Raw genomic sequence first — 14,888 nt, forward strand, 5'->3', positions numbered from 1 at the left:
GTAGAAAATATGGCTTACGATCATAAGACGATTGAAAAAAAGTGGCAAAAGTTTTGGAAGAAGAATGAGACTTTCAAAGCTGACCTTAATAAGGACCAAAAGAAGTACTATGCATTAGACATGTTCCCATATCCATCTGGTCAAGGACTCCACGTTGGTCACCCAGAAGGTTATACCGCTACGGATGTAATGTCACGGATGAAGCGGATGCAAGGATTTAATGTCTTACATCCAATGGGGTGGGATGCATTCGGTTTACCAGCTGAACAATATGCATTAAAGACTGGCCACAACCCTAAGGACTTTACGAACAAAAATATTGACCATTTCCGTGACCAAATCCAATCACTTGGTTTCTCATATGACTGGGATCGGGAAGTAAATACGACTGATCCTCAATTCTACAAGTGGACTCAATGGATTTTTGAACAGCTCTACAAGAAAGGGCTTGCTTACGAAAGTGAAATTATGGTTAACTGGGCCCCTGATTTTATGGGTGGAACAGTTGTTGCCAACGAAGAAGTTGAAGATGGCAAGACTAAACGTGGCGGCTACCCCGTATACCGTAAGCCAATGCGTCAATGGGTTTTAAAGATTACTGCTTATGCGGACCGTTTGATTGATGATCTTGACCTTGTTGACTGGCCAGAAAGCGTTAAGGAAATGCAACGTAACTGGATCGGTCGTTCAGAAGGTGCGTCAGTATTTTTCCCAGTTGTGGGGGATGAAGATACTAAGATTGAAGTATTTACGACCCGGGCAGACACGCTTTTTGGTGCTTCCTATGTAGTTCTTGCTCCTGAACAAGAATTAGTAGATCAATTGACGACGCCAGAACACAAGGCGGAAGTTGAAAAGTACAAGGAAGAAGCATCACGGCGGTCTGACCTTGAACGGACTGACTTAAATAAGGATAAGACTGGGGTATTTACTGGTTCTTACGTCATTAATCCAGTTAACGGTGAAAAACTGCCAATTTGGATCAGTGATTACGTGCTTGCCTCATACGGAACCGGAGCAGTAATGGCTGTTCCTTCCGGTGATCAACGGGATTATGACTTTGCTACTAAGTTTGACTTGCCAATCAAACCTATTATTGAAGGCGCAGATATTTCAGAAGGTGCTTTTGATGGCGATGGTAAACACATTAATTCTGGCTTCCTTGATGGTTTAAATATTGCTGATGCAAAGCAAAAGATGATCGATTGGCTTGAAGAACACGATGCTGGTCATAAGAAGGTTAACTACCGTCTTCGTGACTGGATCTTCAGTCGGCAACGTTACTGGGGTGAACCAATTCCAGTTATTCACTGGGATGATGGGACAACCTCATTAGTTCCAGAAGATGAACTTCCACTTGAATTGCCAAAGACTGATAACATTGAACCATCAGGAACTGGTGAAAGTCCATTAGCAAATGTTGAAGATTGGGTTAACGTTTATGACGAAAATGGTCGGCATGGTCTTCGTGAGACTAACACCATGCCACAGTGGGCCGGTTCATCATGGTACTGGCTCCGGTACACTGATCCTCATAATGACAAGGAATTTGCCTCAAAAGAAGCTCTTGATTACTGGTCACCAGTTGATCTCTATGTTGGTGGAGCTGAACACGCTGTTCTTCACTTGCTCTATGCTCGATTCTGGCATAAGGTTCTTTATGACCTCGGTCTCGTACCAACTAAAGAACCATTCATGAAGCTTGTTAACCAGGGAATGATTCTTGGTTCAAACCATGAAAAGATGTCGAAGTCCAAAGGTAATGTTGTTAACCCTGATGACATTGTTGACCAATACGGGGCTGATACTTTACGTCTTTATGAAATGTTCATGGGACCACTTGAAGAATCTGTGCCTTGGGATGAAAAGGGACTTCATGGTGCTAATAAGTGGGTTCAACGTGTATGGCGGTTATTGATGGATGATAATAACCACCTTCGTGACCGGGTATCTACTTTCAATGATGGTAAGCTTACTAAGGTTTACAATCAAACTGTTAAGAAGGTTACCGAAGACTACGAACGGATGCACTTCAATACGGCTATTTCTCAATTGATGGTCTTTGTTAACGAAGCCTACAAGGTTGATGATTTACCAGTTGAATACATGAAAGGCTTTATAAAAATGATTGCACCAATCATGCCGCACATGGCTGAAGAACTCTGGAGTCAATTCGGTGAGAGTGATACAATCACTTATCAACCATGGCCAACTTACGATCCAAAAGCTTTAGTTGAAGATGAAGTTGAAATGATCGTTCAGGTTAACGGTAAGGTACGGGCTAAGATTAAGATGGCCAAGGATACTGACCGCGATGAAGCACAACAACTTGCTTTAGCAAACGAACATGTTAAGAAGTTTACTGATGGCAAGGATATTAAAAAAGTCATTGTTGTCCCTAACAAGATCGTTAACATCGTTGCAAAATAGTAAATTAATAAAGGGCAGGGAATCTATGTTTTCCTGCTTCTTTTTATTTGAGGAGATCAGTTATGGAAATAGTAAGTTATCCAGCAATTTTTACCCCGAAAGATAATGAAATTCAAGTCGATTTTCCAGATTTGCCAGAAGCATTTACTCAGGGGAAAACAATGGATGAGGCGATGGATTTTGCTAAATTGGGCTTAGCGATTACCCTTAATGATAAACTCGGCCACTTTGAAGTTGCCCCAGCCGTAAGCTCATTAGAGGCGTTAAAGCAACAACATCCAGATCAAATCATTAAAATGGTAACTGTCGATTTGGAACAATACTAGGTTAAAGAAATATTAAAAACGGTAAATCGAATTGCACCAGCTTTTTATTCACGATAAAATGATTAAGATTGTGTAAACTCGATTAAAATAAAAAAGGTAGGATTGCAACAAATCATGGAAGAAAATAAAGTAAATGATTTGAGCAGCACCGCAGTAAAAAAAGATTCGCGAACAAAGATGATTACAGGATCAGCTTGGATGACAGCTGGTAGTATTACTTCGCGGATCTTAGGGGCGCTGTACATTATTCCGTGGGTTACATGGTTAGGAGCTTACAGTAACGAAGCGAATGCCTTATATGCTCAGGGGTACAATATTTATAATATGTTTTTAGTGATTGCAACGGCGGGGATTCCTTCTGCAATTTCTAAAATGGTCGCGCATTATAACGGAATAAACCAGTATGGCGTTAGTCGCCGACTGTATCATTCTGGAATGTACGTTGCAATGGCAATGGGTGTAATTTGTACAACGGTGATGATGTTTGGGGCTCGTTTAATGGATAATGGAGATCCAAATATGATTCCCGTTATCCGCTCGTTAGCTTGGGCTATTTTGATTATTCCGGGGATGTCAATTACCCGAGGATTTTTACAAGGATATAACTGGATGGCACCATCAGCAATTTCACAATTTGTTGAACAGCTTTTCCGGGTTATTTATATGTTGGCGGCTACTTATTTCATCATGAAGATTCAAAATGGTAGTTGGGTTAGTGCCGTTTCCCAATCAACCTTTGCGGCCTTTATCGGGGCAATTGGTGCAGTAATTGTCTTGGGAATTGCCTGGATGCGTCATCAACGTGAAATGAATGACTTGGTGGCACATGGTGAAATAAATACTGAAGTTTCAACCCAAACATTAATTTTTAAGATTATTTATCAGTCAATTCCGTTCATCATTATTGAATCAGGGGTAACGATTTTCCAATTAATTGACCAATATACCTTTAAGCGGATGATGCCATTAGTCGGTCACTTTACTAAGTACCAGATGGACGTTACTTATGCCTTATTTGCGTTTAATGCCAATAAGCTTTACATGATTGTTATTTCATTAGCTTCTGCATTAGCCGCAACAGTTATTCCGTTGCTTGCAACAGCCCGGGCTCAGAACGATCAAGAGGATATGCGAAAACAGATTCAAAACGTTCTCTTGTTATTCTATTTTGTGATGATCCCGGCTGCTCTTGGATTATCCGCGGTTGCCCAGCAAATCTACACCGTCTTTTACCGTTATGATGCGGCAGGGGTCGTGGTACTGCAATTTGCGGCTTACATTTCGATCATGTTAGGCTTGTATACTGTAGCCGCAGCAATGATGCAGGGGATTTCTGAGAATAAGAAGATGATGATGTTCTTAGCCATTGGAATCGTAATTAAATTTATCCTCCAGTTTCCATGTATTTGGATTTTTGAAGGATTAGGACCACTAGTTTCAACCGGAATTTCAATGTTTGTGATTAACTATTTAATCTTGCATTCCTTTAATATGGAATTTCACCTACGTTTTGATAAGATGGCCCTGCCAACTAACCAGATTTTAGCTTACTCCTTAGTGATGTTTGCCGGGACAAAGATTGTAATGTTAATCATTGGCCATTTTGTTAGTCCATATGGGCGCTACACTGCTTTCTTCTCCTTAATTCCGGGAGTAATAGTCGGAGCAGGAATTTATCTCTATCTCTGCTTAAAGTCACGATTAGCCGACCAGCTATTGGGACCACGAGTAGCAAGATTACGAACGATTTTACACATTAAATAACAATGCACACAAAAAGGTTCAGAGTGAGGATTTGCTCTGAACCTTTTTTATATCCTTAAATTCTTAATTCAAAAATCCAATATGGTGATCTTCATTCATCCCCTCCATCTTTTTCATGAAGGTAGGGAGAGCACGGCTAATTTGATGAGGGAGAACAATATACTGGCTTTCAGCGATCTTTTCCGCAATCGCACTGTGCGCATAAACGGCAGCAAGGACGGCCTTATCTGCCTTCTCATTAAATTCAGCAGTGAAACCTCCAACCATTCCAGCAAGAGTATCACCCATTCCACCAACTGCTTGGGCGGGGGTACCGATTGGCAATTGATATACTTGGTCATCAGTATAAATTTCTGTGTGGTGCTTCTTTAAGACAATGGTAGCACCAAGTTTTTCTTGAGCGGCTCTGCTTTTATCTTCAGTTTGCTCCCCAATCTTGATTCCAGAGAGCCGTTGCCATTCCATTTCATGAGGAGTGTAAATGATATTTCCTTGTGGTTGTTCAAGCTTTTCCATCGCCATAAGGGTAATTGCAGATCCATCAATGATCACATTTTGTTTCTCGGTCGTATGAGCAAAAACATTTTTCAAAATTCGTAAACTTGTTTCATCATTTCCGAGGCCTGGCCCAACGACCACACTGGTAGCAGCTTGGGTAAGGTCAGCGACTAGGGCATCATCAGTAAAATCAGCGAACATTGCTTCTGGCAACTGCGCATGGAGGGCACTAGCGTTGATTTCATCAGTAGCAGTTGTTACAAGCCCAGCACCAGCACAGACGGCCGCGGTTGATGCCATGATGATTGCGCCACCAAAATTACGATTGCCGCCGATAAGAGTAACTTTCCCAAAAGTACCTTTAAAACTGTTTTCAGGACGGGGAGTAATAACATCCTTTAAGATTTGGTCAGTAAGTTTTTTCACAGTTAAGACTCCTTATTATTTTATTTAATAGACAATTTAATGGTATCATTAAAATTAGTCAAAGTAGAATATTTTGGAGGGATTAATCTTGACTGATTGGATGAAAGCCGCAGAGGCACAAAAAGAAAACTATTTAAATGATCTCGTAGCATTAATGAAGATCCCTAGTGTCCGTGATGATTCGGCGGCAACAGCTGAATACCCGCTTGGCCCTCGTCCTGCCCAAGCGCTAAAAGCATTTTTAGAGATGGCAGAACAAGACGGTTTTAAAGTAAAGAACATTGATAACCTTGTTGGGTATGCTGAATGGGGTGAAGGTGATGAAACACTTGCTATTTTAGCCCATCTTGACGTAATGCCTGCTGGTAAGGGTTGGGATACGGATCCATTTGACCCAGTTATCAAGGATGGTAACTTATATGGTCGTGGTGCTTCTGATGATAAGGGACCTGGAATGGCCGCTTACTATGCCTTAAAGTATTTGAAAGATCAAGGCGTAAAGTTTAACAAGAAAGTTCGTTTTATCGTTGGAACTGATGAAGAAAGTAACTGGACTGGAATGCATCGTTACTTTGAAGTTGAACCAGCCCCAACATTTGGTTTTTCACCAGATGCGGAATTCCCAGTAATTAACGGTGAAAAGGGGCAAGTATCGCTCTTGCTTGATGTTCCTGCTGGCAATGGGGATGCCTCAACACAACTAGTTAGTTTTGAATCTGGCTTACGTTTCAACATGGTACCGCGGGAAGCAGTTGCCCTCATGCGGACGGATAACCCTCAAGAAGTTACTAATGATTTTGGCCACTTTATTGAAGAAAATCCGATTGAAGGTAATATTGAATCAACAGATAAGGGGCTTAAGATTACTGTCATTGGAAAAGCTGCGCATGGAATGGAACCAGAAAAGGGAATCAATGCGGCAACCTACCTTGCAAAGTTCTTAAATCGATATGACTTTGGTGGGGGCGCAAAGAGCTTCATTGAATTCTTAGCGGACTATCTTCATTTAGATACGCGGATGGATGGCTTTAATGGTGCTTACACTGATCCGGTAATGGGTGAATTAACTATGAACGCCGGAATTTTAAACTTTGATGCGGACAAGGGTGGTCACATTGACATGAACTTCCGCTTCCCTAAAGGCGTGACACCAGATAAGCTAGAGGATACTGTAAAGGCGATTGCCGACAAATTACAAATTAAAGTTACACAAGGTCCATCTCAAGCTCCACATTATGTTGATCCAGACGATCCAATCGTTAAGACATTGATGCAAGCTTATATTGACCAAACTGGAGATACAGACGCAAAGCCAGAAGTCGTTGGTGGTGGAACTTACGGTCGTTTGATGAAGCGGGGCGTTGCCTTTGGTGCTTTAATGCCACATACGCCAAATACAATGCATCAGGCTAATGAGTATCAACCTGTTAATGATTTAATTACATCGATGGCGATTTACATGGAAGCAATTAATAATCTCGTTACTGATTAATTTTGTGCTAAAATAAGGATACAAAATGGAGGTGGCAAGAATGAGTTATCAAAATATTCTTGTTGGTGTTGATGGTTCAAAGCAAGCTGATATGGCTTTTGAAAAAGCAGTTGACACTGCTAAGACCAATGATGCTAAATTGTACTTATTAAGTATTATCAATGGTGAACGCTACCCAAGTACTGGTCCTGGTGGATACGGCTTTGTTAGTCATAGCATTTATGATTCAGCAATTGAAACAATGCAAAAGAAATTAGCTGACTACAAGAAAAAAGCAGAAGCTGCTGGAATAAAAGATGTCGAAACTGATGTAAAAGTTGGTAACGCTAAGGTTGAACTTGCAGAACGTTATCCAAAAGAAAATGATATTGATTTAATCATTATTGGCGCAACCGGATTAAATGTTGTCGGTCGTCTGCTTGTTGGTTCAACGGCTGCTTATACTATTCGTGAAGCACCATGTGACGTTACCGTTGTTAAGACAAATTTGAAAAATCAAAAGTTGGATATTAAGGAAACGACATATCCTGAAATGTAAAGCATAAAGACTAGGGGGAATTTTCTTCTAGTCTTTTCTAGTTTAAAAATGCAAATTCATAATTTTCACGTATATATACTATAGGACATTATGAAGGAGTGTTTTATTGTGTTAAACCGCCGTGCTATTACAAGTGCATTAATTGTTTTAACAAGCCTTAATGGGCAACCGATTAAAGCGGACGCTATCCAACAAGCACGATTTGATGCAAATGAAGATGTAAAACGTGCAAAGCCGATTGATGAAGAGGCCTTAGTTAATCATGATGAAGAATATATTGATGCTTATTTAACAGAATATGAAAATGCTGCTCAAGCGAAGGAAAATGAGCAGAATAATGCTTTGACAGGTACAGAGGAAGAGCCAGAGCATGAAACTATTCAATCTTCAACTGAAAATTCTGCTGAACAAAGACAGTTGCTAGAAGATAAAGAAGATGAGCAGGTTTATCAACCTCAACAACCATCCGCAGTCCAAGCACGATTTATTAATCGAATAGCCCCAGCTGCTCAACAAATTGGTCGGGAATATGATTTGTATCCATCAATTATTATTGCGCAAGCAGCCTTAGAGAGCGACTGGGGATGCAGTACGTTGGGAAAGGCGCCTAATAATAATCTTTTTGGGGTTAAGGGTTATTTTGCCCGGCAAACAGTTGCTCAACCTACGACTGAATATGACGAACAAGGACATAAGTTTCAGGTCGTTAGTAATTTTCGCCAGTATGCAAGTGAATATGAAGCATTGAGAGATTATGCGCAAACATTAGAAGCCCCACTTTATCAAGGAGTTCATCGTCAAAATACCAAAAATTATCGTGAAGCTACGCGGGCACTTCGCGGACGATATGCAACAGATCCCGAGTATGATCGGAAGCTAAATCAGCTGATTGATACTTATCAACTTACTAAATACGATGATCAAGTTAATACCAGCAATGAACGGGCTAATCCTATTCCAATGACAGACAGGAAAGAGGAGAGTGAGGCGATGCCGATCGTTGACAAACATCCTGTTCAAGCGCGAAAGAACGATGTTAGTATCCCTTCATATGTTCCCTTGCTTGGTGGAGTGGGGACAGCAGGAATGATTGAAATGTTTCGTCATTTGTTGAAGAAAAAGAAAGAGCATGATTAAAAGGTAGACCCCTAATCATGCTCTTATCAATTATTTATCGTAATGACTTTAAGCGCTCATCGATCATTGCTAAGACTGCATCAACATTCTTAGGATTTTCAAGATCATAACGCTCTAAATCAATTTTCATTTTTGGACTAGCATCGTAATCCTTATACCATTGCTTGTAGGCACTCCACATCTTGTAATAGTAATCCTTTAATTCTGGATTAGTATCAATTTGCTCGTAATCCCGCCCGCGCTTTTTGATTCGGTATAAGATGGTTTCAAAATCAGTTTCAGAATAAACCATTAAATCTGGTGCGCGCTTAGGTAACTGTTGGAGGTCGCTCATCATATTATCGAGAAGCTTTAGGTATACTTCTAATTCAGTATCAGTGATGTTCCCCTCGGCGTTATTTTCTCGCGTAAACAAGGCATCTTCGTAAATAGAACGGTCAAGCACGTTGTTATCATCAGTAAGTGCTTGTTTAATCATTGAGAAACGCTTGTTTAAAAAATAAATTTGGAGTAAAAAGCCGTACTGTTTTGGATTTTTATAATACAGTGGTAAAACTGGATTTTCTCCGACTGGTTCAAAAAATGCTTTTGTATGTAAGTGTTCGGCAATCTTCCCAGTTAAAGTTGTTTTACCGACACCAATCATCCCTGCTGTAATAATCACCATAATGGCCCCTCTTTACTTTTTTGTCACAAAAAATATCTTACTACAAAATATTGTGGAATGACACACCTAATTTTACAATATTTGGTGGTTCCTAGATTTAACTTATCGTGGTAAAAGTTATCACATCTACATTGTTAGCGATTATAATAAGAATAGATATGTGATTAAATTTTAAAAATCTAATCATGTGAAAAATTAATAGTAAGGAAGTAAAGATGAGAAAAGAAAGTGAAAGTGAGAATCGCGTTCAATTAACAATGGCTAAGCAACAGGGAACGTTGATTGAAGTTCATAACTTGCCAAACGATGATTATTTTAATGTCGGATTTGTGGTTGCCCTCGACCCAGTATTTTGCTTAATGATCAGTATTGACTGGGACGGCAAAATCAACGGACTAATTGCTATTCGGATTAAGAGCATCCTTTATACGGAACGTCACAGTGATTATCTAATGACGGTTTCTGAAAAGACTAAAGTTGCCCATGATTACAATTATTTTGATATTTGGCAAGTGCAAAAGTTTATCGATAACCATCCAGAAATTACTCAAGGGAACCTATTGTCAAATCTCCTCAATGATTCTTATGAAAACCGCCTTCCAGTTGTGATTGGCACTGAAAAGTATAAGGGGAGTGATGATTTTACAGGGATAATTACTGATCTCACGCCCATTAAGGTAACAATTCATTACTATAATGACCATGACCTATCTTCATTGTGGGAATATGATATTTTGCGAGCTAAGATTGATTACCTCCGCGTTCGTGGGACTCAAATGGCAACCGGAAAACAGATTTTTAATGATATTTTTAATGAAATGTGATTGCAATATGAGTTGAGATAGTTTAAATTAATTAAATATTATTAACTAGATAAAACTGTTTACTAAAGAGGTTGAACAGCCATGAAAAAGAAAATAACAATTCGTGATTTAGCGAAAGAAGCAGGAGTTTCTGTAACTACTGTTTCGCAAATTTTGAATAATAAAGGTGATCGGTTCAGTGAAGCAACCCAGGAACGAGTTTTAGCATTACGGGACAAATATAAGTACGTTCCTGACTTCAATGCCCGAAATTTAATCTTAAAGAGTGCCAAGACAATTGGGGTACTAGTTCCCAATATTGCTAACCCATTTTTTGGGACTTTTGTTGAAGGGGTACAGAGTGTTGCTCGTGAAGCAGAATTTATTCCGCTCGTCTTTAGTGCCAACCGTGACCCAAAGCTAGAAAAGTATTATCTTTCCCAGATGATTGAGCGTTCTATTAGTGGGCTGGTGATTGCTAGTGCAACGATGACTACCGAGACAATTAAAGAGGTTATCTCCTTTAATGAGATTCCTTACATCTTGTTTGATCAGAATCATACGCAAGAGGGTGATCGAGTTCAAACGAATGATTACCTTGGTGGCCAAATTGCAGCTAAACACCTTATTGAGCTTGGACACAAACATATTGCTGTTCTTACCTCTGACAATCCTACTGAAAACTTAAATCACCGAATGAATGGGTTCAAAAATATTATTAACGAAAATAATCTGAGCTTAGATCCGATTCACGATGTTATTCGGGCACCCTTGACAAAGGATGGCGGATATAAAGCGGCAAAAGATGTTTTAGCAACTGGTGCCTCTGCTGTTTTTGCGGCAAATGATGAAATGGCAATTGGATTGTTGCGAGGGCTACATGAATTAGACGTTAAGGTTCCTGAAGATATTTCTGTGATTGGTTATGATAACATCTACTGGGATGATTATGTTTATCCCCGATTAACTACGGTACAACAGCCGATTTTTGATCTTGGTGCTGGAGCTACTAAAATGCTTATTGAACAGATTAGTCATAATAGTGCGGAGGCCCGTGTGCAAAACTTTCCAGTAAAATTAATTAAACGAGATAGTACAAGTTCCTATCGTCCAAAATAATATGGTATGATGATATTATCACTTAGATGCCAATTGTTTAAGGAGGAAATAAACAAATGACAAATCATGTAACAATTGTAGGTAGTTTAAATGTTGATACAACGATGAAAGTTAAGCGGATGCCATTGCCTGGAGAAACGATTGCCGCTTTAAGTAAGACTAATGCTGCTGGGGGAAAAGGGGCAAACCAAGCCGTTGCTGCTGCACGTTCAGGCGCTGAAACAGCATTTGTTGGTCAAGTTGGTGATGACGCTGGTGGTAAGATGATGATCAACGACCTCAAGAATAACAACGTCGACACAACTGGGATCCATGTTGACGATCAAGCAGGTACTGGATCTGCAGCCATCTTACTTGATGAAAGTGGCCAAAACAGTATCTTAGTATACGGAGGAGCTAACCAACAATTAAGCGTTAAGGAAGTTGAAGATGCTCGCGATCAAATTGCTGCTGCCGATTTTGTCATTGCTCAATTTGAAACACCACAAGAAGCTACTTTACGGGCATTCCAAATTGCAAAGGAAAATGGCGTAAAGACAATCTTGAATCCTGCTCCTGCTCATGAAATTAACCCTGACCTATTGAAGTTAACTGACTTAATCATTCCAAATGAAACAGAAAGTGCTGCTTTAACAGGAATTATTATTACAGACGAAACTTCAATGCTTATGTCAGCTGCTAAGTTTGCTCAAATGGGTGTCCGTAATTTAATTATTACTGTTGGAGCAAAGGGTGCCTTCTACTGTACTCAAGATGGTTACAACTTCATTCCTGCCTTTAAGGTTAATGCTGTTGATACTACTGCCGCTGGTGATACATTCATTGGTGCTCTTTCATCCCAATTAAAGCCTGATATGAGCAACATAGAAAAGGCAATTGTTTACGCTCAACGGGCAAGTTCATTAGCTGTTCAAAAGCTTGGTGCATTACCATCAATTCCTACTTATGACGAAGTAGTTGCTGCATCAAAGAATAACTAGGTTTAGTTAAATATAAATTAAAAATGGTGAGGCTGAGGAAAGCGAAAACTTTTCTCAGCCTTCTTAGTACCCTTGCACTTTACATGTTGATTTAGTAAACTGTTGGACAAATAATAATGGAGGTTTTCTTTGTGAAAGCAGAATTTATTCTTAAGGTGGTCATTCCGCCGTTTATCATCTTTGCGCTTTTAGTATGGTTGACTGCTGAAAATTATATTTCTGGTTGGGTGATGTACCTTCTCTGGGTAATTGGTTTCGTAGTTGCAAATATCATTGTGACAAAAATTTCTACCCGGTGGAGTATCCAACGAATGCGTGAGAAACGGGCAAAGGAAGAGAAAAATAATGATAAAAGTAATTAAACAGTGGACATCTAAGGTGATTTTAATTGCACTGATGCTAATTGCAATTGAAGTTCCCCCGATGGCAGTTAATTTTGCTTTACGTTATTCAAAAACCAATCAGCTTATTGTGGACGGATTTATGGCCTTATTCATCGGTTTAATGTTAGCGATTATTTGGTGGGCACACCGGACATATGAAGCTTATAACCAATTAGGGCAGCCAGCGGGAATAAAGGTTGGTTGGATTATCGGTGGTTACCTAGCAATTGTTTTGGGAATGGATGTCCTTAGCTATCTTAACAAACTTATCTATCATCAAACTGAGACAGCAAATAACGCGGCATTGGGAAGTATGCTTGGCCATAATCAAGTGATCACGATCGTATTTTGTTTCTCGGCAGTTGTTTTAAGTCCAATTGCTGAAGAATTTATTTTTCGTGGTACATTGACAAATATGTTTTTTAAGCGTGGCAACATCTGGCCGAAAGTTATCCTCTCGGGGGTAATCTTTTCTACAGGTCATATGAGTACTAACCCCATTAGCTTTTTGATGTATGCTTATATGGGAATGGTTTTGGCATATGTTTATTTGCGAACGGACGACATACGAAATTCAATTGCAATTCATATGATTAATAATGCGATTGCGATGTATGTTCTCTTAGTTCAAGTTGTCTAAAGTTAATTGTTGAAATCGCTTACACACGGTGGTAAATTATAAGTGTGGAAAGATTAGAGTGGTAAGATCTCCTATATCAATCTAGCACCGAAGAAATTATTAGTAGGCTAGAAGCAACATAAGTGTGACATGAAATCTTAGACTGAATATTTATGTAATAAGGTCACCAGGGTGCACTAGGTTGATGATATAAATGCGACTTTGCGGAAGTTAGAATCAAAAATGAATTAATAATTAGTTCCCTAGCAAAGTAGCAGATTCTTTCCGCAATAAACAAAAGAGGCTGGAAATGTTCCGGCCTCTTTGTTATTTTAAAGTGGTAGTGATTTTAGGAGGATAGCGAGATGTTTTTATCAACCGAGGGATTTCCACAAGCTCACCGCATTTTAGGGATTGTTAATGCCACCAGTCATTTGGCGATGCCTACCGAAGCAATTGATTCATTTGAGTCCATGGATCAATTATTTAGTGATGTTCAAGAAAAATTAAAGCGGCGGGCCAGTGAAAAAGGTGCAGATGGTGTTGTTGGGGTTCGTTTTACTACGGATGTTGCTAATATGCAGGTTGCACCCAAATTCTTGGTCCTAACCGCATATGGAACAATGATTCAATTTGTTAAATAAGAGTAAATTGAGGATTGCCAATAAAAATACTTGTAATTTTTGATGAGTTCGGTATACTTAATAATGTTACAAAATAGTTAGTGCTTCAGTGGCGGAATTGGCAGACGCGCAACGTTCAGGTCGTTGTATGGTTATCCATGTACAGGTTCGAATCCTGCCTGAAGCATCATAACAGCTCGGTAAACATTAATTTGCCGGGCTTTTTTCTTTATATTGAAATAAAACTGCAAAGGAAGACCAAGATGAAAGCTTTATCAATTCATTCCGAATATGGAATGGCAATCTTAAATGGCACAAAAACAGAAGAGTACCGGACATGGACAACTAAATATCGTGGTGATCTTTTAATTTGCAATAGTGCGAAGAAGACACGTAGGGCGGTAGCTGGTCATGCGTTATGTGTTGCTAAAATCACTGGAATTGAGGAACGATATGACGGTGAACAAAAATATTATGCATGGGTGATTGCACCCTTTGAGGAAGGTGGTTCTTATTGGATTGAACCATTAAAAGTTAAGGGACAGTTAAAATTGTTTAACGTCGATGACCGTTTGATTAAACCTGCGCCGTTCACTAATCCTTTCTCAAAAGCTGGTGAGCAATGGTACCAGGAAAAGATTGCTCCCTTAATCTATTAAGATATTTTCACCAACTAACTTATGCGTTATGATAGAAAATAAAAAATGAAGGGGCAATAGCTTATCGGAAAGATTAGAATTAACAACATGGCATTTAATACTTACAATGGTGTGTTTGCGGAAGAGAAAAAGCTTGGTCAAAAAATTGAAATTGACTGTGAAATGGACTATCCAATTGAAACGATGGTTAAAACTGATGAATTAGAGGAAACTGTCAGTTATGCTGATGTTTATGAAACAATCGCGGAGTTTGTTGCCCATCATAACTACAATTTAATCGAGAGCCTTGCTAATAACTTATTACATGAGCTTTTCAAGATATACCCGATGCTTGATGGAATTCGTGTTCGCATCCGAAAGTATAGTGTGCCGATCGCCGGAATTTTCGATAATGTCGAAATTGAAGTAGCAGGGAGCAAGTAAT

At 39.4% G+C, this 14,888-nt stretch carries 16 protein-coding genes and 1 tRNA gene; 15 read left to right on the top strand and 2 right to left on the bottom strand.

Annotated features, from left to right (window positions below; all coding sequences use genetic code 11):
- The first annotated feature begins 9 nt into the window (after positions 1-9).
- The 3 genes from leuS (at position 10) to LMB56_RS07975 (ending at position 4,520) form a co-directional block, all read left to right on the top strand.
- Entirely contained in the window at positions 10-2,430 is a 2,421-nt protein-coding gene (gene leuS / locus LMB56_RS07965) for a leucine--tRNA ligase (RefSeq protein ID WP_229283752.1), read from the top strand.
- A 62-nt stretch (positions 2,431-2,492) separates the two neighbouring features.
- Entirely contained in the window at positions 2,493-2,756 is a 264-nt protein-coding gene (locus tag LMB56_RS07970) for a type II toxin-antitoxin system HicB family antitoxin (RefSeq protein WP_229274252.1), read from the top strand.
- Positions 2,757-2,870: 114 nt separating this feature from the next.
- Positions 2,871-4,520: a putative polysaccharide biosynthesis protein gene (locus LMB56_RS07975; RefSeq protein ID WP_016496675.1), complete on the top strand. Its 1,650-nt coding sequence runs from the start codon at positions 2,871-2,873 to the stop codon at positions 4,518-4,520.
- Between the two features lie 63 nt (positions 4,521-4,583).
- On the opposite strand, the gene LMB56_RS07980 is transcribed toward LMB56_RS07975, so the two are convergent.
- On the bottom strand, positions 4,584-5,444 hold the full coding sequence (locus tag LMB56_RS07980) for an NAD(P)H-hydrate dehydratase (RefSeq protein ID WP_229283753.1): 861 nt from the start codon (positions 5,442-5,444) through the stop codon (positions 4,584-4,586).
- Between the two features lie 88 nt (positions 5,445-5,532).
- On the opposite strand from LMB56_RS07980, the gene pepV reads away from it, so the two are divergent.
- The 3 genes from pepV (at position 5,533) to LMB56_RS07995 (ending at position 8,611) form a co-directional block, all read left to right on the top strand.
- On the top strand, positions 5,533-6,936 hold the full coding sequence (gene pepV, locus LMB56_RS07985; protein ID WP_229283754.1) for a dipeptidase PepV: 1,404 nt from the start codon (positions 5,533-5,535) through the stop codon (positions 6,934-6,936).
- A gap of 25 nt (positions 6,937-6,961) precedes the next feature.
- Positions 6,962-7,474: a universal stress protein gene (locus LMB56_RS07990; RefSeq protein ID WP_229283755.1), complete on the top strand. Its 513-nt coding sequence runs from the start codon at positions 6,962-6,964 to the stop codon at positions 7,472-7,474.
- 90 nt (positions 7,475-7,564) lie between these two features.
- Positions 7,565-8,611, top strand: coding sequence for a glycoside hydrolase family 73 protein (locus tag LMB56_RS07995; RefSeq protein ID WP_229283757.1), 1,047 nt, complete (start codon positions 7,565-7,567; stop codon positions 8,609-8,611).
- Positions 8,612-8,645: 34 nt separating this feature from the next.
- On the opposite strand, the gene LMB56_RS08000 is transcribed toward LMB56_RS07995, so the two are convergent.
- Positions 8,646-9,278: a deoxynucleoside kinase gene (locus LMB56_RS08000; protein WP_122481816.1), complete on the bottom strand. Its 633-nt coding sequence runs from the start codon at positions 9,276-9,278 to the stop codon at positions 8,646-8,648.
- A gap of 215 nt (positions 9,279-9,493) precedes the next feature.
- Here LMB56_RS08000 and LMB56_RS08005 point away from each other — a divergent pair, with 215 nt between their 5' ends.
- From LMB56_RS08005 to folB, 9 genes are all read left to right on the top strand, one after another.
- The gene (locus LMB56_RS08005; RefSeq protein WP_003668538.1) at positions 9,494-10,102 is read left to right on the top strand and encodes a hypothetical protein; all 609 of its coding nucleotides are present in this window, start codon (positions 9,494-9,496) and stop codon (positions 10,100-10,102) included.
- 81 nt (positions 10,103-10,183) lie between these two features.
- Complete coding sequence (rbsR, locus tag LMB56_RS08010; protein ID WP_229283758.1) at positions 10,184-11,200, top strand: ribose utilization transcriptional repressor RbsR; 1,017 nt, start codon at positions 10,184-10,186, stop codon at positions 11,198-11,200.
- Between the two features lie 56 nt (positions 11,201-11,256).
- Positions 11,257-12,180, top strand: coding sequence for a ribokinase (gene rbsK, locus LMB56_RS08015; RefSeq protein ID WP_003668535.1), 924 nt, complete (start codon positions 11,257-11,259; stop codon positions 12,178-12,180).
- A 116-nt stretch (positions 12,181-12,296) separates the two neighbouring features.
- Positions 12,297-12,542 (top strand): hypothetical protein, encoded by a 246-nt coding sequence (locus LMB56_RS08020; RefSeq protein ID WP_003668533.1) that lies wholly within the window; start codon positions 12,297-12,299, stop codon positions 12,540-12,542.
- Positions 12,526-13,203: a CPBP family intramembrane glutamic endopeptidase gene (locus LMB56_RS08025; protein WP_229283759.1), complete on the top strand. Its 678-nt coding sequence runs from the start codon at positions 12,526-12,528 to the stop codon at positions 13,201-13,203. The genes LMB56_RS08020 and LMB56_RS08025 overlap by 17 nt, the downstream gene beginning before the upstream one ends.
- A gap of 344 nt (positions 13,204-13,547) precedes the next feature.
- Positions 13,548-13,826: a heavy metal-binding domain-containing protein gene (locus LMB56_RS08030; protein WP_003664194.1), complete on the top strand. Its 279-nt coding sequence runs from the start codon at positions 13,548-13,550 to the stop codon at positions 13,824-13,826.
- An 82-nt stretch (positions 13,827-13,908) separates the two neighbouring features.
- Positions 13,909-13,992: transfer RNA gene (locus LMB56_RS08035), tRNA-Leu, on the top strand.
- A 76-nt stretch (positions 13,993-14,068) separates the two neighbouring features.
- Entirely contained in the window at positions 14,069-14,464 is a 396-nt protein-coding gene (locus LMB56_RS08040) for an ASCH domain-containing protein (RefSeq protein WP_229283763.1), read from the top strand.
- A gap of 63 nt (positions 14,465-14,527) precedes the next feature.
- Complete coding sequence (gene folB / locus LMB56_RS08045; RefSeq protein ID WP_324294730.1) at positions 14,528-14,887, top strand: dihydroneopterin aldolase; 360 nt, start codon at positions 14,528-14,530, stop codon at positions 14,885-14,887.
- Position 14,888 lies beyond the last annotated feature (1 nt).

This window comes from Limosilactobacillus reuteri, from assembly GCF_020785355.1.
Taxonomy (GTDB): domain Bacteria; phylum Bacillota; class Bacilli; order Lactobacillales; family Lactobacillaceae; genus Limosilactobacillus; species Limosilactobacillus reuteri_I.